General features: G+C 72.4%; 13 protein-coding genes and 1 riboswitch. Of the genes, 5 read left to right on the plus strand and 8 right to left on the minus strand.

The window, feature by feature from the left end; translation table 11 throughout:
• Positions 1 to 38: 38 nt before the first annotated feature.
• Together IEY91_RS30250 and IEY91_RS30255 are read right to left on the minus strand one after the other, a co-directional pair.
• Positions 39 to 290: a hypothetical protein gene (locus IEY91_RS30250; protein ID WP_189176370.1), complete on the minus strand. Its 252-nt coding sequence runs from the start codon at positions 288 to 290 to the stop codon at positions 39 to 41.
• Positions 277 to 1608 (minus strand): PspC domain-containing protein, encoded by a 1332-nt coding sequence (locus tag IEY91_RS30255; RefSeq protein ID WP_189176371.1) that lies wholly within the window; start codon positions 1606 to 1608, stop codon positions 277 to 279. Before IEY91_RS30255 ends, IEY91_RS30250 begins: the two co-directional genes overlap by 14 nt.
• 192 nt (positions 1609 to 1800) lie before the next feature.
• Here IEY91_RS30255 and IEY91_RS30260 point away from each other — a divergent pair, with 192 nt between their 5' ends.
• Both IEY91_RS30260 and IEY91_RS30265 read left to right on the plus strand, forming a co-directional pair.
• A complete protein-coding gene (locus IEY91_RS30260; RefSeq protein ID WP_189176372.1) occupies positions 1801 to 3093 on the plus strand; it encodes an ATP-binding protein in 1293 nt (430 codons plus the stop codon).
• A complete protein-coding gene (locus tag IEY91_RS30265; RefSeq protein ID WP_275579247.1) occupies positions 3090 to 3950 on the plus strand; it encodes a LuxR C-terminal-related transcriptional regulator in 861 nt (286 codons plus the stop codon). Before IEY91_RS30260 ends, IEY91_RS30265 begins: the two co-directional genes overlap by 4 nt.
• An 80-nt stretch (positions 3951 to 4030) precedes the next feature.
• Here IEY91_RS30265 and IEY91_RS30270 read toward each other — a convergent pair whose 3' ends face one another.
• Positions 4031 to 5110 carry a C40 family peptidase gene (locus IEY91_RS30270; RefSeq protein ID WP_189176373.1) on the minus strand — a complete coding sequence of 360 codons (1080 nt, stop codon included), beginning with the start codon at positions 5108 to 5110 and terminating at the stop codon, positions 4031 to 4033.
• 374 nt (positions 5111 to 5484) lie between these two features.
• Between IEY91_RS30270 and IEY91_RS30275 the strand changes: the two genes are divergently transcribed.
• The gene (locus IEY91_RS30275; RefSeq protein WP_164321587.1) at positions 5485 to 5838 is read left to right on the plus strand and encodes a hypothetical protein; all 354 of its coding nucleotides are present in this window, start codon (positions 5485 to 5487) and stop codon (positions 5836 to 5838) included.
• Positions 5839 to 5931: 93 nt separating this feature from the next.
• On the opposite strand, the gene IEY91_RS30280 is transcribed toward IEY91_RS30275, so the two are convergent.
• The gene (locus IEY91_RS30280) at positions 5932 to 7185 is read right to left on the minus strand and encodes a C40 family peptidase (RefSeq protein ID WP_189176374.1); all 1254 of its coding nucleotides are present in this window, start codon (positions 7183 to 7185) and stop codon (positions 5932 to 5934) included.
• Between the two features lie 8 nt (positions 7186 to 7193).
• Positions 7194 to 7349, minus strand: a riboswitch (cyclic di-AMP (ydaO/yuaA leader).
• A gap of 323 nt (positions 7350 to 7672) precedes the next feature.
• Between IEY91_RS30280 and IEY91_RS30285 the strand changes: the two genes are divergently transcribed.
• Complete coding sequence (locus tag IEY91_RS30285; protein ID WP_189176375.1) at positions 7673 to 10249, plus strand: ATP-dependent DNA helicase; 2577 nt, start codon at positions 7673 to 7675, stop codon at positions 10247 to 10249.
• An 85-nt stretch (positions 10250 to 10334) separates the two neighbouring features.
• Here IEY91_RS30285 and IEY91_RS30290 read toward each other — a convergent pair whose 3' ends face one another.
• Entirely contained in the window at positions 10335 to 12002 is a 1668-nt protein-coding gene (locus tag IEY91_RS30290; RefSeq protein ID WP_189176376.1) for a M23 family metallopeptidase, read from the minus strand.
• Between the two features lie 289 nt (positions 12003 to 12291).
• Positions 12292 to 13146 carry an esterase/lipase family protein gene (locus IEY91_RS30295; protein ID WP_189176377.1) on the minus strand — a complete coding sequence of 285 codons (855 nt, stop codon included), beginning with the start codon at positions 13144 to 13146 and terminating at the stop codon, positions 12292 to 12294.
• Between the two features lie 510 nt (positions 13147 to 13656).
• Between IEY91_RS30295 and icmB the strand changes: the two genes are divergently transcribed.
• Positions 13657 to 14073 carry a coenzyme B12-dependent isobutyryl CoA mutase small subunit gene (icmB, locus tag IEY91_RS30300; RefSeq protein ID WP_164321577.1) on the plus strand — a complete coding sequence of 139 codons (417 nt, stop codon included), beginning with the start codon at positions 13657 to 13659 and terminating at the stop codon, positions 14071 to 14073.
• Positions 14074 to 14313: 240 nt separating this feature from the next.
• Here the strand turns inward: icmB and IEY91_RS30305 are convergent, their stop codons facing one another.
• Both IEY91_RS30305 and IEY91_RS30310 read right to left on the minus strand, forming a co-directional pair.
• Positions 14314 to 15981 (minus strand): DUF5691 domain-containing protein, encoded by a 1668-nt coding sequence (locus IEY91_RS30305; RefSeq protein WP_229697303.1) that lies wholly within the window; start codon positions 15979 to 15981, stop codon positions 14314 to 14316.
• A gap of 74 nt (positions 15982 to 16055) precedes the next feature.
• Positions 16056 to 17429, minus strand: a complete 1374-nt coding sequence (locus IEY91_RS30310; RefSeq protein WP_189176378.1) for an SWIM zinc finger family protein — start codon at positions 17427 to 17429, stop codon at positions 16056 to 16058.
• Positions 17430 to 17556 lie beyond the last annotated feature (127 nt).

Genomic DNA, 17556 nt, shown 5'->3' on the forward strand with positions numbered 1-17556 from the left:
TCGTCCCGCCGCGCACAGGCCCGGCCGAGCCGCCCCGGCTAGTGGGCCCCCGGGTCGTCCGGGCTCCCCGCGAGGCTCCCGCGTCCGGCCCGCGGTCCGCGGGCCGCGCGTCTGCTGTGGGCCACGGTCGCCGTAGCGCCCGCTATGCCCAGGCCTCCCATCACCATCGGGATGATCACGAACCAAGGGGTGTCCCACAGTCCGCCCGCGTCGCCCGCGTACACCAGGCCGGCCAGGGCCAGGAAGAGGCCCGCGATCAGCCTGCCGGGCTGGAACTCATGACGCAGCACGTGCCACCTCCACCTGTCCGATGCCGACTTCCAGTCGCAAGTCGACCGTGCCGCCGTCCTTCGTGCCCTTGGGCGGGGCGAGAGTCGTCGTCTTCTTCTTGTCCGGGGCGATGTCCACGTCCTGGCTGGTGTCACTCGGCAACTGGATGTCGCCGATGCCCACTTCCGCCCGCAGCTTCACCTCGGCGTCCCGCGGCACGATCACTTTCAGGCGGCCCGCGCCCACTTCGGCCCGCGTGCTCAGCGTCTGGTCCTTGCGCAGGTCGATCCGGCTCAGGTCCAGCGTGCCCACGCCTGTCCCCAGCTCGTATCCCGGACGGACGTCCGCCGCTGCCGCCGGGCGCCAGTCCGTGCGTATCCAGTCCGAGGTGATCGTCTTCGGCAGCGCGGCGGAGCATGCGACCAGGGCGGCGACGATCACCGCGAGGATGATCGAGCCCGCGCCCGTGCGCCCGAGGAAGGAGCTGATCGCGATGCCGAGGCCGAGCACGCCAAGGGCGCAGGCGAAGCCGGTCTGCAGGCTCGTGCCCAGCGGCTGGTCCTCCCAGGTGAGGGTCGAGCCGAGGCAGCCCGCGAGCACGGCCGCGAGGAACACCCAGCCGCCGATCCAGCGCGGTCCGCGCGGGCCGGGCGGGCCTGAGGCCGGCCCCCGCCGTCCCGCGGGGAAGTGCGGCGCGTCCGGCTGATACTCCACCGCGATCGGGTCCGGACCCCAGAAGTACTTCGGCACTCCGTCGTGCGGGCCCTTCAGGGGGTCGCGCCACCAGGAAGGGCCGCCGGCCACGGGCGGCGCCATGGCCTCGGGCGGCGCGTCCGCCACGGCCTGGGCCGCCACCGGGTCGGGGTCGGGGTCCCCGCGCTGCTGCGACCAATACCCCGCGCCCGCGAGCAGCAGGGCCAGGACGGCCGCGAAGGTCAGCGCGCTGCTGTTGTTCAGCAGGGTCAGGAACACACCGCAGCCCACGAGCGCGAACAGCACGGCCGTCAGCGCGTGACCGTCGACTCGGCCCGTCAGCAGCCGCCGCGCCTCGTTCTCCTCCTCGTCGTCATACGGAATGAACAGCCACGCGAAGCCGTAGAACACCAAGCCGAGGCCGCTTGTGATCGCCAGCACCGCCAGGCCGATGCGGAAGATCACCGGGTCCATGTCGCACTGGCGTCCCAGACCCGCGCACACGCCGCCGAGCTTGCGGTGCCGGCGGTCGCGGCGGAACTTGCGCTCGCGCACGGCCTCCGGCCCGCCCGGCTCTGCGGCCGCGGCGGACAGATGGTCGCGCGGCGGGGCCGGCGGGCCCGGCGCGGGCTGCTGATCTGTCATGACTCCATGGTGACTGCCGAGGGCGGGCCATGGCAGTCGGGACAACCCTGGCCCGACCCTGAAATCGCCCCCGACCATCCCGGAGGAATCGCCCCTGACCACTCCCGGGGCCGGCGGCCGGGCAGAGATCAGGGGAGTCTCGGGGCTCGACCCTGATGCCCCCGTCCGCGCCCGCGTGTGAACATCGGACACATGCCGGAAGTCGCAGCCGTACCCATCGAAGACGAGCGGCCGCTGCGAAAGCTCTATCGCAGCGGTGAGGGCCGCCTGCTCGGCGGGGTCGCGCGCGGCCTTGCGGGGCACCTCGGGCTGCCCGTCATCTGGGTCCGGGTCATCTTCATCGGCCTGTTCCTGGCGAACGGCCTCGGCGGGCTGCTGTACGCGGCGTTCTGGTTCTTCGTCCCGCTCGGCGTCGGCGGCGTCGGCGCCCAGGCCCAGCGGCAGGCCGTGGTGACCACGGAGACGGCGCCGGACGGCCGCCGCAAGCTGGTCGCCCGCAAGCCGGACAAGGGCCAGATCGTCGCGCTGCTCGCGATGGTCGTCGTCGCCATGGTCTTCGTCGGCAGTGTGGACCTGGGCGGGCCCACGCAGGCGTATCTCTGGCCGACCCTGTTCGTCGCCGCCGGTGTCGCCCTCGTCTGGCGCCAGGCGGACAACGCCCGCAGGGCCCGCTGGATGGAGGTCGGCCGCAGACGGCGCACACTGACGATCGCCCGCACCGGGGCCGGCGTGCTCCTCGTCGGCGTCGGCGTGTCCGGCATCTTCGTCCTGCGCGGCTCCGCCTCCGACCTCGGGGCGGCGCTCCAGGCGGCGCTCGCCGTCCTGGTCGGCATCGCCCTGCTCGCGGGCCCCTATCTGGTGCGGATGACGCAGGACCTCTCCGAGGAGCGGCTGATGCGCATCCGCGCCCAGGAGCGCGCGGAGGTCGCCGCGCACGTGCACGACTCGGTGCTGCACACCCTCACGCTGATCCAGCGCAACGCGGACAGCGCGGGCGAGGTGCGCCGCCTCGCCCGCGCCCAGGAGCGCGACCTGCGCGCGTGGCTCTACAAACCGGAGGGCACCGGCAAGGACGAGGCGGAGGAGCCCGACACCCTCGCCGAGGCGGTCCGGCACAACGCGGCGGAGGTCGAGGACAAGCACGGGGTACCGATCGAGGTGGTCGTCGTCGGCGACTGCCCGCTCGACGAGAGACTGACGGCACAGATGCAGGCCGCGCGGGAAGCGATGGTGAACGCCGCCAAGTACGGTGGCGAGGGCGGCGCGGTGCAGGTCTTCGCCGAGGTCGAGGGGGAGACGGTGTTCGTGTCCGTGCGGGACCGCGGCCCGGGCTTCGATCTGGACTCCGTGCCGGACGACCGCATGGGCGTACGAGAATCGATCATCGGCCGCATGCAGCGCAACGGCGGTACGGCGCGGTTGCGCGCGGTGCCGGGCGGCGGCACGGAAGTCGAGCTGGAGATGGAGAGGACGGCGGCGACATGAGCGACGCGACCGAGGCGGGCGGGCCCGTGGAGCCGACCGGGACGACGGGGGCCGCGAACCCGGCTGTCGGGACCGGTGGGGCTGCCGGGACGAGCGGGGTCAGTGGGGCTAGTGGGGCCGTCGGGATCGACGGGACCAGCGGGGCCGAAGGGGCCGACGCCGAGCCGGGCGGTCCGGCGGGCGGTGCCCCGGTCGGGCGCCGCGTGCGGGTCGTCCTCGTCGACGACCACCGGATGTTCCGCACCGGCGTGCAGGCGGAGATCGGCCAGACGGAGCGCACGGGCGTCGAGGTGGTCGGCGAGGCCGCGGATGTCGACCAGGCGGTCACGGTCATCACGGCGACGCGCCCCGAGGTGGTGCTGCTCGACGTACACCTGCCGGGCGGCGGTGGAGTCGAAGTGCTGCGCCGGTGCGCGCCGTTGATGGCGGACGCGGAGAACCCGGTGCGGTTCCTCGCGCTGTCGGTGTCGGACGCGGCGGAGGACGTCATCGGCGTCATCCGGGGCGGCGCCCGCGGCTATGTCACCAAGACGATCACCGGCACCGACCTGGTGGACTCGATCTTCCGGGTCCAGGAGGGCGACGCGGTGTTCTCGCCGCGGCTCGCCGGCTTCGTCCTAGACGCCTTCGCGTCGACGGACGCGGCACCGGTCGACGAGGACATGGACCGCCTGACGCAGCGCGAGCGCGAGGTGCTGCGGCTCATCGCGCGCGGGTACGCGTACAAGGAGATCGCCAAGCAGCTCTACATCTCCGTGAAGACGGTCGAGTCGCATGTGTCGGCGGTCCTGCGGAAGCTCCAGCTGTCGAACCGGCACGAGCTGACGCGGTGGGCGACGGCGCGGCGCCTGGTCTGACGCGTCGGTGCGGCGGCCCGCCTGAAGCCGAACCACCAGAAGCCCAAGCTTCCAGGGCCGCGGCCCGCCGCAGGCGCGTCTCACGCCACCCGCGCCGCCCCCGCGAACGGCATCTGGCTGATGGGGGCGAGCCGCACCGGCGCGCTCGGGTTGGGGGCGTGGATCATCTGGCCGTCGCCGACGTAGATACCGACGTGGCTGATGCCGGAGTAGAAGAACACCAGGTCGCCCGGCTGGAGTTCGCTGCGCGAGACGCGTCGGCCGGTGTCGATCTGGGCGTAGGTCGTGCGCGGCAGGGAGACGCCCGCGGCGCGGTACGCGGCCTGGGTGAGGCCGGAGCAGTCGAAGGCGTTGGGGCCCGTGGCGCCCCACACGTAGGGGCTGCCGAGCGCCTTGTAGGCGTACGAGACGGCCGCGGAGGCGCGGGAGTTGGGGGCTTTGGTGGCGCCGGACGCGGGAGGGCGTGAGGCGGCCCGTGCAGCCCTGTCGGTGCTGTCGGTGCCGTCACCCGCTCCGCCCCGCCCGTCGTCGGCGGCCGCTCGGGCGCGCTCCTCGGCGGTCAGCCGGGAGAGCAGCCGCTTGGCCTCGCCGAGCTTGCCGGTCACGGTCTTCTTGTGCTTCCGCAGGTCCGCCTGGCGGGACTTGAGGTCAGCGAGGGTGTCGTCGGCTTCGGTGTGGAGCTGGTCGAGGCCGCGGAGCTGCTTCTGTACGTCGCTGACGGTGGCCGCCTGGCGGTGGCCCGCGCGGTCGGCGCGGCTGGCCCGGTCGAGGAACTCGTCCGGGTCGGAGGAGAGGGCGAGCTGGACGGACGGGTCGATGGCGCCCGTGCGGTACTGGGCAGTGGCCAGGGAACCCAGGCCCTGACGGGCGGAGTTGAGCCGGTCCGTCCGGCGAGCGGCTTCGTCGCGCAGGTCGCCGAGGGCCCGCTCGGCCCCGTCGGCCTTCTCCTTGGCGCCGTTGTACTTCTCGGTGGCGACCTCGGCCTCGCGGTAGAGCTCGTCGACCTTGGCCTTCACCTCGCTGGGGCTGAGCTTCGGGTCCGCGTGTCCGGTGCCTTCGAAGGCGGTCGCGGTGGCGGCCGACGCGAGGGCGAGAGTGGCGGCCGTACGGGCCGTATGGCCACTGAGCGAGCGCTGTTTGGGCTTGCGGTGCGCTGCCACGGAGGCTCCACGTCCTTCCTGGTGGCCGGTCCGGCGGCGCCCGCACAGGGGGAGCGGGACACCGCCGGACTTTCTCGGCGGAGGTGGCCGACTGCCGTCCCTGGTCCGGACGACGGTGGGGAGCCGGTCACCTGGCGAGGACGCTAAACCTCACCGTCACCGGTTCGTGACCCGATGTGCGCTAACGACGCATGCACGGCGAGGACTGAACGGATACGAGCGCCCCGACCCGGCCCCGGTGACCGGTTTCGCGGCCCGGGTGACCGATGTGGCGTTTGTGGCCCGCCTGCCGGTGAGGGGTGATACGGCTCTCGGGCGCCGCCCCGCCAGACCCGCCCGGCCGCGCCCGCGGGACGGGAATTAGGCTCCGCCCCATGGACGTACTCATCCATCTCTTCGTCGGCCTGCACATCATCGGCATCGCCTCGCTCCTGGGTGGCTTCCTGACCCAGATGAAGGCGATGGGCGAGGGCACGGCCCGGTTCGGCCCCGCGATGCTGCACGGGGCGCTGACCATGCTGGTCACCGGGGTGGTGCTGGTCGGCCTCAACCAGGCCGACGACAACACGGTCAACAACCTCAAGATCGGCATCAAGCTGGCGCTGCTGATCGTGATCCTCGCGCTCGTGTACGTGAAGCGGGACGAGGAGAAGGTCGACAAGGGGATGTTCGGGGCGGTCGGCGGTCTCACGACGGCGAACATCTTCATCGCGGTGCTCTGGACGTGACCGTGGTCCGCTGACAGGAAATGCCCCGCACGCGCGCGTGCGGGGCATTTTCATGCCTCTACGTAGACATGCGGGTCTCTACGTAGACAGCGATTACGCGGGCCGCACCACGCTGTGGATCGGCATGTAGTAGATCGACTCGACCCGGACGTTCGCGCCCGGCTTCGGGGCGTGGATCATCTTGCCGTCGCCTATGTAGATGCCGACGTGGCTGATGTCGTCGTAGAAGAAGACCAGGTCGCCCGGCTTGGCGCTGGAGGTCGGCACGGTCGTGCCGACCTTCACCTGGTCCCAGGTGGTGCGCGGCAGGGAGATGCCCGCGGTCTTCCATGCGGCCTGGGTGAGCCCGGAGCAGTCGAAGGAGTCCGGCCCGGTGGCGCCCCACACGTAGGGCTTGCCCATCTGCTTCTCGGCGAAGGCGATCACCTTCTTGGCCTTGGCGGCGTAGCTGCCGTCGGTGCTGCCGGTGCCGGTGCCGGTGCCGCTGCCAGTGCCGGTGTCACTGCCCGAGCCGGAACCGGAACCCGTGTCGGACCCGGAGCCCGACCCGGACCCCGACCCCTGGTCCTGCCCCTGCTCCCGTTCCCGCTCGCGCCGCTCCGCGGCCTCCTCCGCCTTCCGCTTGCGCTCCGCCTCGGCCTGCTTGCGCGCCAGTTCGGCGGCCTTGCGCTTGGCGGCCTCTTCCTTCCGCTTCTCGATCGCGGCGAGCCGCGCCTTCTCCTCGGCGGTCAGCTTCGACAGGAGCGAGCGTGCCTCGGTCAGCTTGGTCTGGACGGTCTGCTTGCTCGCCTTCAGGTCGTCGCGCGAATCACCGAGCGTCTTCAGGCTCTTCGTGGCCTTCGCGCGCTGCTTCGTCGCCGCGACCTGCTGCGTCTGGTAGTCGTCGACGGCCTTCTTCTGGCGGCTGGTGAGCCGGTCGGCGAGGTGGTTCTGGTCGAAGAAGCTCTTCGGGTCGTCGGCGAGCATCATCGTGGCGGTCTCGGAGACGCCTCCGGTGCGGTACTGCGCGGCGGCGAAGGAGCCGAGCTCCTGCCGGGCCTCGTTCAGGCCGTCCGTGCGCTTGGCGACGTCGTCCAGGAGCCGGTCGACCTTCTTGCGCTGCTTGTCGGTGCGCTCCTTGGCGGAGTTGTACTTCTGCGTGGCCACCCCTGCCTGGTGGTAGAGGTCGTCGACCTTCTTCTGGACCTCTTCGAGACTGGGCTTCGCGGGCTCGGTGGGGGCGGACGGCGCGGCGTTCGCGCTCTGCGAGAGCAGTGCCACCGACGTCAGGGCGGCCGTAGTGATGCCGAGGGCGGGGGTCGTGCGTATGAGGGCTGAGCGGCTGCGCGGCTTGCGGTGCGACGCCAAAGCTGGCGACTCCTTCCGTGGACCGCCTACCGGGTTAGCTGTCGGGTTCGGGCGGGTACTTCGGAAGGCTGCCCTACCGTCCCGTACTGCGTACGGGACCGATTCACCCCAGGAACATGGTGGGTCCCCGGCTCCGAACGCGTCGGACTCGGCGGAGGCCGCGCGTGCCCGGCGGGGATCGCCGGTGGGGGGACGTACGGCCCGCGCAGCACGCTAGCCAACTCGTGCGGCGCGAGGGAAGGTTGATGTTCGATATGCCCGATACATTTTCGTGACTTTACGAACCCCTTGGCGCCGCCCTGACGCAGGCCGCCTCGGCCGTGGCGCAGCGTGATGCGCCGGGCGCGCAGCGCAGGGGCCCGGAGCGCGACCCGAGCGCGACCGGAGCGCGACCGGACCGCGGCGGGCCCGGAGTGTGGCCGGAACCAAGACCGCCTACCGGAACCCGGGGCGGGTTGTCAGTGGGGCCGCCTAGACTCGGGAGGCGATGAGCAGCCTCTTTGACGACAGCTTCCTGGCGGACCTCAAGCCCACGCAGGGCCACGAGGAAGAACCCCCGCCGCCGCCCGAGGACAGCGCTCCGGAGCCCATTCCGGACGACTTGTTCCAAGGGAAGTTCGACGCGCCCGCACCCCGGGACGCGTACTACAGGGACGGCGCCCCCCGCCCCGCGATCGACCCGGCGGCACTGCTCGACGGGCTGAACGAGAACCAGCGCGCGGCCGTGGTGCACGCGGGCTCCCCGCTGCTCATCGTGGCCGGCGCGGGCTCCGGCAAGACGCGCGTGCTCACCCACCGCATCGCGTACCTCCTCGCGGAGCGCGGCGCGCACCCCGGCCAGATCCTCGCGATCACGTTCACGAACAAGGCCGCGGGCGAGATGAAGGAGCGCGTCGAGCACCTCGTCGGCCCGCGCGCGGGCGCGATGTGGGTGTCGACGTTCCACAGCGCGTGCGTGCGCATCCTGCGCCGTGAGTACAAGAAGCTGGGCTTCACGTCCTCCTTCTCGATCTACGACGCCGCCGACTCCAAGCGCCTGATGGCCCTGGTCTGCCGCGATCTCGACCTGGACCCGAAGAAGTTCCCGCCGAAGTCCTTCAGCGCCAAGATCTCGAACCTGAAGAACGAGCTGATCGACGAGGAGGACTTCGCCGCCCAGGCCGCCGACGGCTTCGAGAAGACCCTCGCCCAGGCGTACGCGATGTACCAGTCGCGCCTCCGCGAGGCCAACGCCCTCGACTTCGACGACCTGATCATGACGACGGTCCACCTCCTGCGCGCCTTCCCGGACGTCGCCGAGCACTACCGCCGCCGTTTCCGGCACGTGATGGTCGACGAGTACCAGGACACCAACCACGCGCAGTACGCCCTCGTGCGCGAGCTGGTGGGCCCCTCCGGAGAGGATCAGGAGCCGGGCGAGCTGTGTGTCGTCGGTGACGCCGACCAGTCCATCTACGCCTTCCGCGGCGCCACGATCCGCAACATCCTCCAGTTCGAGGAGGACTACCCGAACGCGACGACGATCCTCCTGGAGCAGAACTACCGCTCCACGCAGACGATCCTCACCGCCGCCAACGCGGTCATCGAGCGCAACGAGAGCCGCCGCCCCAAGAACCTGTGGACCAACGCGGGCGCGGGCGCCCGCATCACCGGCTACGTGGCGGACACCGAGCACGACGAGGCCCAGTTCGTCGCCGACGAGATCGACCGCCTCACCGACGCGGGCGACGCCAAGGCCGGCGACGTGGCGATCTTCTACCGCACGAACGCGCAGTCCCGTGTCTTCGAAGAGATCTTCATCCGCGTCGGCCTGCCCTACAAGGTCGTCGGCGGCGTCCGTTTCTACGAGCGCAAGGAAGTCCGCGACGTCCTCGCGTATCTGCGGGTCCTCGCCAACCCCGAGGACTCCGTACCGCTGCGCCGCATCCTGAACGTACCGAAGAGAGGCATCGGCGACCGCGCGGAAGCGATGATCGACGCGCTCTCCCAGCGCGAGAAGATCTCCTTCCCGCAGGCGCTGCGCCGCGTCGACGAGGCGTACGGAATGGCGTCCCGCTCGGTGAACGCCGTGAGGCGGTTCAACACGCTCATGGAGGAGCTGCGCACCGTCGTCGAGTCCGGCGCGGGCCCGGCCGTCGTCCTCGAAGCCGTCCTGGAGCGGACCGGCTATCTCGCGGAGCTGCAGTCCTCCACCGACCCGCAGGACGAGACGCGCATCGAGAACCTCCAGGAACTGGCCGCCGTGGCCCTGGAGTTCGAGCAGGACAACGCCCCCGCAGAGGGCGCGGAGACCCCGGCGGAGACCGCAGCGGAACCGCCAGGGGAAGCCCCGGAGGGCGCCGCTCCCGCCCCGGAGGATGCCGCTCCCGCCCTGGAGGCCCCGGAAGCCCCGGAGGGTGCCGCTCCCGCCGGATCGCTCTCCGACTTCCTGGAGCGCGTCGCCCTCGTCGCCGACTCCGACCAGATCCCCGACGAGGAGGACGACGGCTCCGGAGTCATCACGCTCATGACGCTGCACACCGCCAAGGGCCTCGAGTTCCCCGTCGTGTTCCTCACCGGCATGGAGGACGGCGTGTTCCCGCACATGCGCGCCCTCGGCCAGGTCAAGGAGCTGGAGGAGGAGCGCCGCCTGGCGTACGTCGGCATCACGCGCGCGCGGGAGCGGCTGTATCTGACGCGGTCCTCCCTGCGCAGCGCCTGGGGCCAGCCGTCGTACAACCCGCCGTCGCGCTTCCTGGAGGAGATCCCGGAGGCCCACCTGGACTGGAAGCGGACGGGCTCCATGGGCGCGCCCGCGGCGTCCGGGCCCGCCGCCTCGGTCGCCTCCTCGCTGTCGTCGTCGCGCTCCCGCGCGGGCGGCGCGCAGGGCTTCGCCACGCGCCGCGCGTCGGAGAAGCCGGTGGTCTCGCTGGCGGTCGGCGACCGCGTCACGCACGACCAGTTCGGCCTCGGCACGGTGGTCAACGTGAAGGGTTCGGGGGCGAACGCCGAGGCGTCGGTGGACTTCGGCGGGGAGAAGCCGAAGCGGCTGCTGCTGCGGTACGCGCCGGTGGAAAAGCTGTAGCCCTCACCCGGGGTCACGGGAGACACTCTTCCAGGTGCAACTCCAGCGACGGGGGCTGGAGTTGCACCCCGCTGTCCCGGGTGCCTTACGTCGGGTCGAGCCCGTGGCTGCGCAGCCACGACAGCGGGTCGATCGCGGAGCCGCCGCCGGGCCGGACCTCGAAGTGCAGGTGCGGTCCTGTGGAGTTGCCGGAGTTCCCGGAGAAGGCGATCGTGTCGCCCGCCTTCACGGGACCGCTGGCGATCTTGTGTGTAGAGAGGTGGCAGTACCACGTCTCCGTGCCGTCCTTGGCGGTCACTATCGCCATGTTCCCGTAGGCACTGTTGTACTTCGTGGAGACCGTGCCGTCGGTCGCGGCCTTGACCTCCGTGCCGTACGACACCGGGAAGTCGATCCCGGAGTGCACGGACATCCAGTTGATGCCCGCCTGCCCGTAGTAGGCGCTCAGCCCGCGCTGCGCGACCGGCAGCGCGAACTTCGGCCGCAGCCGCTCCTTGCGCGCGGCGTCGGCGACGGCCTTCTTGTGCGCCGCCTCCTTCTGCGCCTTGAGGTCGATGCGCTCCTGCGTGCGGCTCGCGCGGTCCGCGAAGTCGCCCGCGTCCGCGGACAGGTTGGCCAACTGGGTGTCGAGCTTGTTGTTGGCGGCGGACGGCTTCACGGTCGCCGGGTCCGGCGCGGACGCCTGCGCGTCCTTGCCGTCGTCGCCCCCGCCGAAGTCGCCCACGGACGCCGCGGCCACACCGGCGACGCCCATCACGCACGCCGACGGCACGGCGACGGTGAACAGCGCCGAACGCTTGGCGGGGGAGCGGCGGGAGCGGGAGCGCCCGCGGGGCGCGGCCGACCGGGAGGAGCGGGAGCGCTCAGGGCGGTCGGCGCGGTCGGCCGGGGCGACCTCCGGGTGCCCCGCGACGTCTGCGTGGTCCGCGTGGTCGGCCTGGTCGGTGCCCGGTTCGCTGCCGCCGAGCGCGTCGGCGGGCACCTCGTCGGGCGCGAACGCGTGCGTGGCGTCGACGGTGTCGTACGAGCCGGTGTCGTAGCCCTCCGCGCTGTACGACTCCTGCGCGGCGTAGCCGTCCTGGGTGTCGTACGCGGTGTCGCGCTCGTACGCGTCGTGCTGCTGCGGGGCCTCATAGGCGTCGTGCTGCTGGGGCGCCTCGTACGGGTCGTGCTGCCGGCTGTCGTACATCTCGTGGCCGCCGGAGTTCCACGCGGTGGCGTCGTACGCGCCGGTCTCGAAGACCTGGGTGGCCCACTGGCCCGTCGCCGGTGCCTCGTTCCAGGCGGTGGCGTCCCAGGTGGCGGTGGAGTCGGGGCCCGGCTGGGACGGGATGTCCGCGAGCGGCTGATACCCGCCGCCCCACGCGGCCGTGGTGTCGTGGCTGCCCGTGTCGTAACCGGGCTGCGCGGCATACGCGTCGTACGTGAGGGTCTGCTGCGGGCCGGTCGTGGACCACTGGCCGGTGTCGTGGCCGCCGTCCGGCATGTCGCCGAAGAGCGGGTCCACGGCGAAGCCCGTGGCGGGCACGGCGAAACCGGAACCGGAAGTGTCGTAGCCGCCCGTTGCGTCATAGCCGCCCGGGGCGTTGAAACCGGTGGCGGTGAAAGTGCCGGTGGAATATCCGTCGAAACCGTCGTACCCGGTGTGGTCGACGTGCTGCGCGCTCTGCTGGGCGTATGACCCATAGTGCGCGTAGTCGGCGTCGGGTGCCGGGGCCGGAGTGGGGGGCTCCGGCGGGTGACGGTCGTTCACCAACTTCTCTTTCGCCTCGACAGCATGGGCTGGCAGAGCAGTGCCGCGACTGTACCCGGCGGTATGCGGGCGCGACAATCTTCCCCAGGTTTCCCGTTCGCAGGAAACGGGCATTCGGCCGTCTTTCGGCGGTCCCCGGGCACAGCTTTGGCTCTGCGTTCGAGATGCGTTCGAGTGCGGGAAGCGGAATCGGGCGTCGGTGGGGGCGGAAACACGGGCCGGCGGGTTGCCAATTCGGGCTGGAATGTCTAACTCAGCACCCTCTGGCCCGGATTGGGAGGCGACTCCGTCAGGCCACCGTCAGCCCTCCGGTGGGTGCGGCCGTGTCCACGCCCGGCTCGGCGAGGTCCAGGGCCTGGCGGATCGCCGCCGCGACCGCGGGGTGCACGGGCAGGGCGAGATGGCCGATCCCGGACACGCGCACGTTCTGCGCGATCAGGTCGGGGTGGTCGACGCAGGCCGTCTCCACCGGGTCCATGATCTGGTCCAGCTCGCTCCAGAAGCTCACGAACTGCGTACGACAGCCCGGCGCGGGCCGGCGCAGCTCCTCCACCACGTCCGAACCGGGCCGCATCTGGCGCACGATCGGATGGGCGTCCGCGAGCGGCGCCACGCGGGTGCCCGAGTGCGGCGTGCCGAGGGTGACGAGGGTGCGTACGCGTACGTCCCCGCCGAGGCGCTGCGCGTAATAGCGGGCGATGAGTCCGCCGAGGCTGTGGCCCACTATGTCGACCCGGGCGTGGCCCGTGCGCTCGCATATCTCCTCTATGTGGCGGCCGAGCAGCTCGGCGGCCGTACGGATGTCGCAGGTCAGTGGTGAGTAGTTGAGGGACTCCAGGTGCTGCCTGCCGTGCTGGGCGAGGTTGCGGCGCAGCAGCACGAACACCGAGCGGTTGTCGATGAAGCCGTGCAGGAGCAGCACCGGGGGCTTGTCCTGCGCGGGCAGGCGCGGGGCGTCCGGCGGTGGTGGTGGGGGAGCCGTCCTGCGCTCCTGCGTGATGCCCGATGGATACAGCAGGAGGTGCCCGGCGAGGATCGCGAGTTCGAGCGCGGTCGCCTTCAGCAGCGCGAGCGGGAGCCCCGCCAGCGTGGCGGGGAGCAAGGAGCTGCAGCGGCGAAAGGGCTGGACCCTCGTGAGCGTCATGTCGACCTCCCGGTCGGCACGCGGAAGACAGCTCTGTCCCCCGTGTACCTCATCAATGGGAAGCCGCAGGTGAGGCGTGCCCTTCCCGCAGTGCGGCGCGCCAATGGCGGCGTGCTCCTGGGCGACGCACCGCACCACCGCGCCGTGCGGCTGCCGGCGCGGTGGTGCGGTGACCTCGCAAGCGGCTCCCCTCGCGCGGCCCCCGACGCGGCCCGGCGGCGGGTGGGATGCGGCCCGTGTGCCCGGGCGGATCCGGCCCGATTGCCGGCTGAAACGGGAGCGGCGCGCAGCGAACGTGTCCCACCGTGTGATTTCCCCCTCGCTCTCCACCACGAAACGGCGGGCTGCGCGATGCTGGAGATAACGTTCGTTCACCTGCCCGGCCGGTGCGGCGCGGGGTGTCCGTGCCGGGACAGCGGGGTTTCCTTGCACGGGCGGAATTCGTGGATCTCCCGGGTCTCCCGGAGCTCCCTGGATTCCGCAGACGGCTTTCTGTACATGGAGGCAGTGATGGGTGTGGCAGCCGGTCCGATCCGCGTGGTGGTCGCCAAACCGGGGCTCGACGGCCACGATCGCGGGGCCAAGGTGATCGCGCGGGCGCTGCGCGACGCCGGCATGGAGGTCATCTACACCGGCCTGCACCAGACGCCGGAGCAGGTCGTCGACACGGCGATCCAGGAGGACGCCGACGCGATCGGCCTGTCCATCCTGTCCGGCGCGCACAACACCCTCTTCGCCCGCGTCATCGAGCTGCTCAAGGAGCGCGACGCGGAGGACATCAAGGTCTTCGGCGGCGGGATCATCCCCGAGGAGGACATCCCGCTCCTGAAGGAGAAGGGTGTCGCGGCGATCTTCACGCCCGGGGCGACGACCACGGCCATCGTGGAGTGGGTACGGGAGAACGTGCGGCATCCCACCGAGGCGTAGGCCTTCGCGGTTCTTGTGGTGCGGGGTGGGCCCCGGCCCTGCGGGCGTGGATCCCGTGGGCGCCGGGGCCCGCCGTTTGTCCCGGGGACGGGACTTCGGGCACCGCGACGGCGTTGACGCTGGTGCGGCTGGTGCGGCTGGTGCGGCTGGTGCGGCTGGTGCGGCTGGTGTTGCCGTGGGGCCGGGGTGGCTTTGCCGTGCGCTCCCCCGCGACACGCGGCCATTCCCCGGCCCCACGTCTCAACCGCCCAGTTCCTCGCGCATCGCCGCGCGCAGGCGCAACGTGCTGACGAGGCGCTGGAACGCCTCCGACCAGTAGCCGCCCGCTCCGGGGGACGCGTCCTCGGGCTCGTCGGGCACGGCCGTCAGGGCCTCCAGGCGCACCGCCTCCGCCGGGTCCAGGCAGCGCTCCGCCAGGCCCATCACACCGCTGAAGCTCCACGGGTAGCTGCCCGCGTCACGGGCGATGTTCAGCGCGTCCACCACCGCGCGGCCCAGCGCGGGCGCCCACGGCACCGCGCACACCCCGAGCAACTGGAACGCCTCCGACAGGCCGTGCGCGTCGATGAACCCCGCGACCCACTCGGCCCGTTCGGTCGCGGGCAGCGTGGTGAGGAGCTTGGCGCGCTCGGCCAGGGACACCGCCCCCGGGCCCGCCGCGTCGGGCGACGCGGGCGGGCCGAGCAGCGCCCTCGACCAACTCGCGTCCCGCTGCCGCACGGCGGCACGGCACCATGCGGCGTGCAGCTCGGCGCGCCAGTCGTCGGCCACGGGCAGCGCCACGATGTCGGCCGGGGAGCGGTCGCCGAGCCTCCCCTGCCAGGACGCCAGGGGAGCGGCCTCCACCAACTGGCCGAGCCACCAGGAGCGTTCGCCCCGCCCGGCGGGCGGTTTCGGCGCGACGCCGTCCCGCTCCATGCCCGCGTCGCACTCGTGCGGTGCCTCCACGGTGAGCGCGGGAGAGGGCGCGGTGCGGTCCAGGGCCACGCAGGAGGCGGCGCGATCCGCCATGCGGGCGGCGAGCGCCGAGTCCGGCAGCGAGGAGAGCAGCTCGGCGGCGGTGGCGCGGACGTTGCGGCTGCGGTCGCCGAGCGCCTGCTCCAGGAACGGCTCGTCGGCCGGTCGCAGCCCCGTACGCAGCGAGTCCAGAAACATCAGCCGGTCCTCGGCGCGCTCGGTCGCCCACGTGTCGGACAGCAACTCCCGCGCGGTGTCCGGGGTGTGGGCCCGCAGTGAGGCGAGGAGCGCGACGCGTTCCGCGAACAGGCCCTCCTGCCAGCGGCGTTGGATGGCCCCTTCCTCCTGCGGTCCGGGCGGGGCGGCGCGTCCGGGTGCTGCGCGCAGTGCGAACTTCCAGTCCGGGTTGAGCCGGGCCAGCCACTGGGCGCGCGGTCCCGCGAAGGCCAGGGCCTGGGGGCGCAGGTCGGTGCGTCCGCGGGCCGCGTTCAGGAGGGCGGGGAGCAGCTCCGGGGGCGGGGCGAAGCCTCGCTCGTTGGCCATGGCCAGCCACTGGGGCAGCAGTTCCACCAGGTCGGGGGCGGTGCCGCGGCGGCCTCCGCCGGCCGTGCCCGTGTGGTCGGCGAGCAGCGTCGCGAGCCTGCGCCGGGCCGCCGCCGGGACGACGGGACGGGGGTCCTGGGAGGCGGGCTCGGGGCGCCCGGCCGCGGGGGCGGCGCGCAGGCCCGCCCGGCGGCGCACGGTCTGTACGGCGGCGGCGTCCAGGAGGGCCGCCGGGGCGTCCCTGCCGGGGGCGGTCACCGGCGGGGTGCGCCGGTCCGTGCCCAGGAGCGCCGCCGTGACCAACTCCTCCCAGGAGGTGCGGGCGTGCCGCCCGGCTGCCTTCGCCGCCTCGGTGTGGGCGGCGGTGGGTGCGGCTGTCTTCGTTGGGGCGGTGGTGGGTGCGGTCATCTCTCCTCCTTCCTTTGCCAGTGCCTCGCGGGCCGTCTGTTCTTGTGCTGCCTGTTCTTGTGCTGCGCGGACCCTCACAGCCGTACCGTCTCGGCGCCGTCGTACGGCCAGGCCGCCAGTGGTGTGAAGCCGCGGTGGCCGCACTCTCCGAAGACCGTGAGCGGCGCTCCTCCGGAGAGGGCCACGAGGCGCCACAGCCCGGATCGGGTCGCGGCGGGCGAGGCGATGGGCAGGGCCAGATCGCTGTCCGGGTCGGCCAGTTGCCAGCCCGTGTCGCCGTTCGGGACCGGGACGACCCGGCCGAGGGTGACCGGCCAGGACTCGAGCCAGGGGTCGTCGCGCAGCGCCTCGCCGTAGCGGACGGCCGCCTCGGCCGGGGGTATCCCCGGAGGGTGGCCCGTGGTGGGGCACGGTGCCGTGAACTGCTCGCCCAGGTCCGCGCGGAGCTGCCGGGACGCCGGGTCCGCGGCGTGCGGGAGCAACTCGGCGTCCAGGGCGAGGCCGACCGGCAGGGCAAGGGCGGGGGCGCGGCCCGCCGCCCCGTACGACAGGAGCAGGGCCGTGTGGCCGGAGCGCTCGCCGTGCAGCCATATCCGGCGCGTGGTCAGCTTGTTGTCCGCCGTGTCGTACTGCGCGAGGACCTGCCAGGTGTCCCGGAGCGGCCGGCCCTGCGCCGAGGCGGGCAGGCCTGTACGGGAACGGACCGTCGCCGCGAGGGCGGCGGGCAGTTCGTCGCGGCGCAGCCAGCCCGACGTGAGCAGGTGCAGCAGCGCGCACTCCTCCAGGAGGCGGGCGGGCCAGCCGGGACCCGAGCCCGGTATGGCACCCAACTCCCTTACCCGCGTGGCGAAGCCGGGCGCCTGGGCGTCGACCATGCGGGCCGCCGTCTCCTCCCACAAGCCGTACCCCGCCTGCTCCGCCGCCGCCATGCCGCCGCGCAGCAGGTCGGAAAGGCGCCGCTCAAGCTCCGTCGCCCCCGCCGTGACCCGCTCCGCCCTGCGCTCGGCCCGCTTGCGCGCCGCGTCCGGATCGCCCGCCGCCGCGGGACCGGCCGGGGGTGAACTCCGCTTGGCCTCCGCCTTGTCGTGGCGCGCCGCCAGCCACTCCCGCGCCCAGTCCGGCGGCTCTTCCCCGTCCGGCACGGCCGCCCGGCCGTCCTCCTCGCCGGACCAGAGCAGCAGCAGGCCGAGCGCGTGCTTGCACGGGAACTTGCGGCTCGGACAACTGCACTTGTACGCCGGTCCCGCCACGTCGGCGGTGTCTATCACCGTCTGATACGGCTTGCTGCCGCTGCCCTTGCACAGTCCCCATACGGCCCCCTCGCCCGAACTGCCCGCTCGTGACCACGGCCCGGCGATGCCGAGCTTGCTTCCCGCCTTCTGTGACGGCGCGTCAGGTGCCAGTGCCAGCACCTGGTCCGCCGTCCAGCGAACCCCCTGCTGAGTCATGAGTCGAAGGTAGGTCCCGCCACTGACAATCGGTCACGCTCCGTCCATTCACACAGGTCAGAGCCGTGCCGGGGTCGATTGTCAGTGGCGTGGTGCACGGTGGAACACATCGCGGCCAAGCCGGTCG

Origin of the sequence: Streptomyces lasiicapitis, from assembly GCF_014646335.1 — a bacterium.
GTDB lineage: Bacteria > Actinomycetota > Actinomycetes > Streptomycetales > Streptomycetaceae > Streptomyces > Streptomyces lasiicapitis.

Bases quoted from the DNA above. Each gene is read 5' to 3' on its own strand.
- IEY91_RS30255 (WP_189176371.1), bottom strand. From the start codon at position 1,608: ATGACAGATCAGCAGCCCGCGCCGGGCCCGCCGGCCCCGCCGCGCGAC.
- IEY91_RS30260 (WP_189176372.1), top strand. From the start codon at position 1,801: ATGCCGGAAGTCGCAGCCGTACCCATCGAAGACGAGCGGCCGCTGCGA.
- IEY91_RS30265 (WP_275579247.1), top strand. From the start codon at position 3,090: ATGAGCGACGCGACCGAGGCGGGCGGGCCCGTGGAGCCGACCGGGACG.
- IEY91_RS30275 (WP_164321587.1), top strand. From the start codon at position 5,485: ATGGACGTACTCATCCATCTCTTCGTCGGCCTGCACATCATCGGCATC.
- IEY91_RS30285 (WP_189176375.1), top strand. From the start codon at position 7,673: ATGAGCAGCCTCTTTGACGACAGCTTCCTGGCGGACCTCAAGCCCACG.
- IEY91_RS30295 (WP_189176377.1), bottom strand. From the start codon at position 13,146: ATGACGCTCACGAGGGTCCAGCCCTTTCGCCGCTGCAGCTCCTTGCTC.
- icmB (WP_164321577.1), top strand. From the start codon at position 13,657: ATGGGTGTGGCAGCCGGTCCGATCCGCGTGGTGGTCGCCAAACCGGGG.
- IEY91_RS30305 (WP_229697303.1), bottom strand. From the start codon at position 15,981: ATGACCGCACCCACCACCGCCCCAACGAAGACAGCCGCACCCACCGCC.
- IEY91_RS30310 (WP_189176378.1), bottom strand. From the start codon at position 17,429: ATGACTCAGCAGGGGGTTCGCTGGACGGCGGACCAGGTGCTGGCACTG.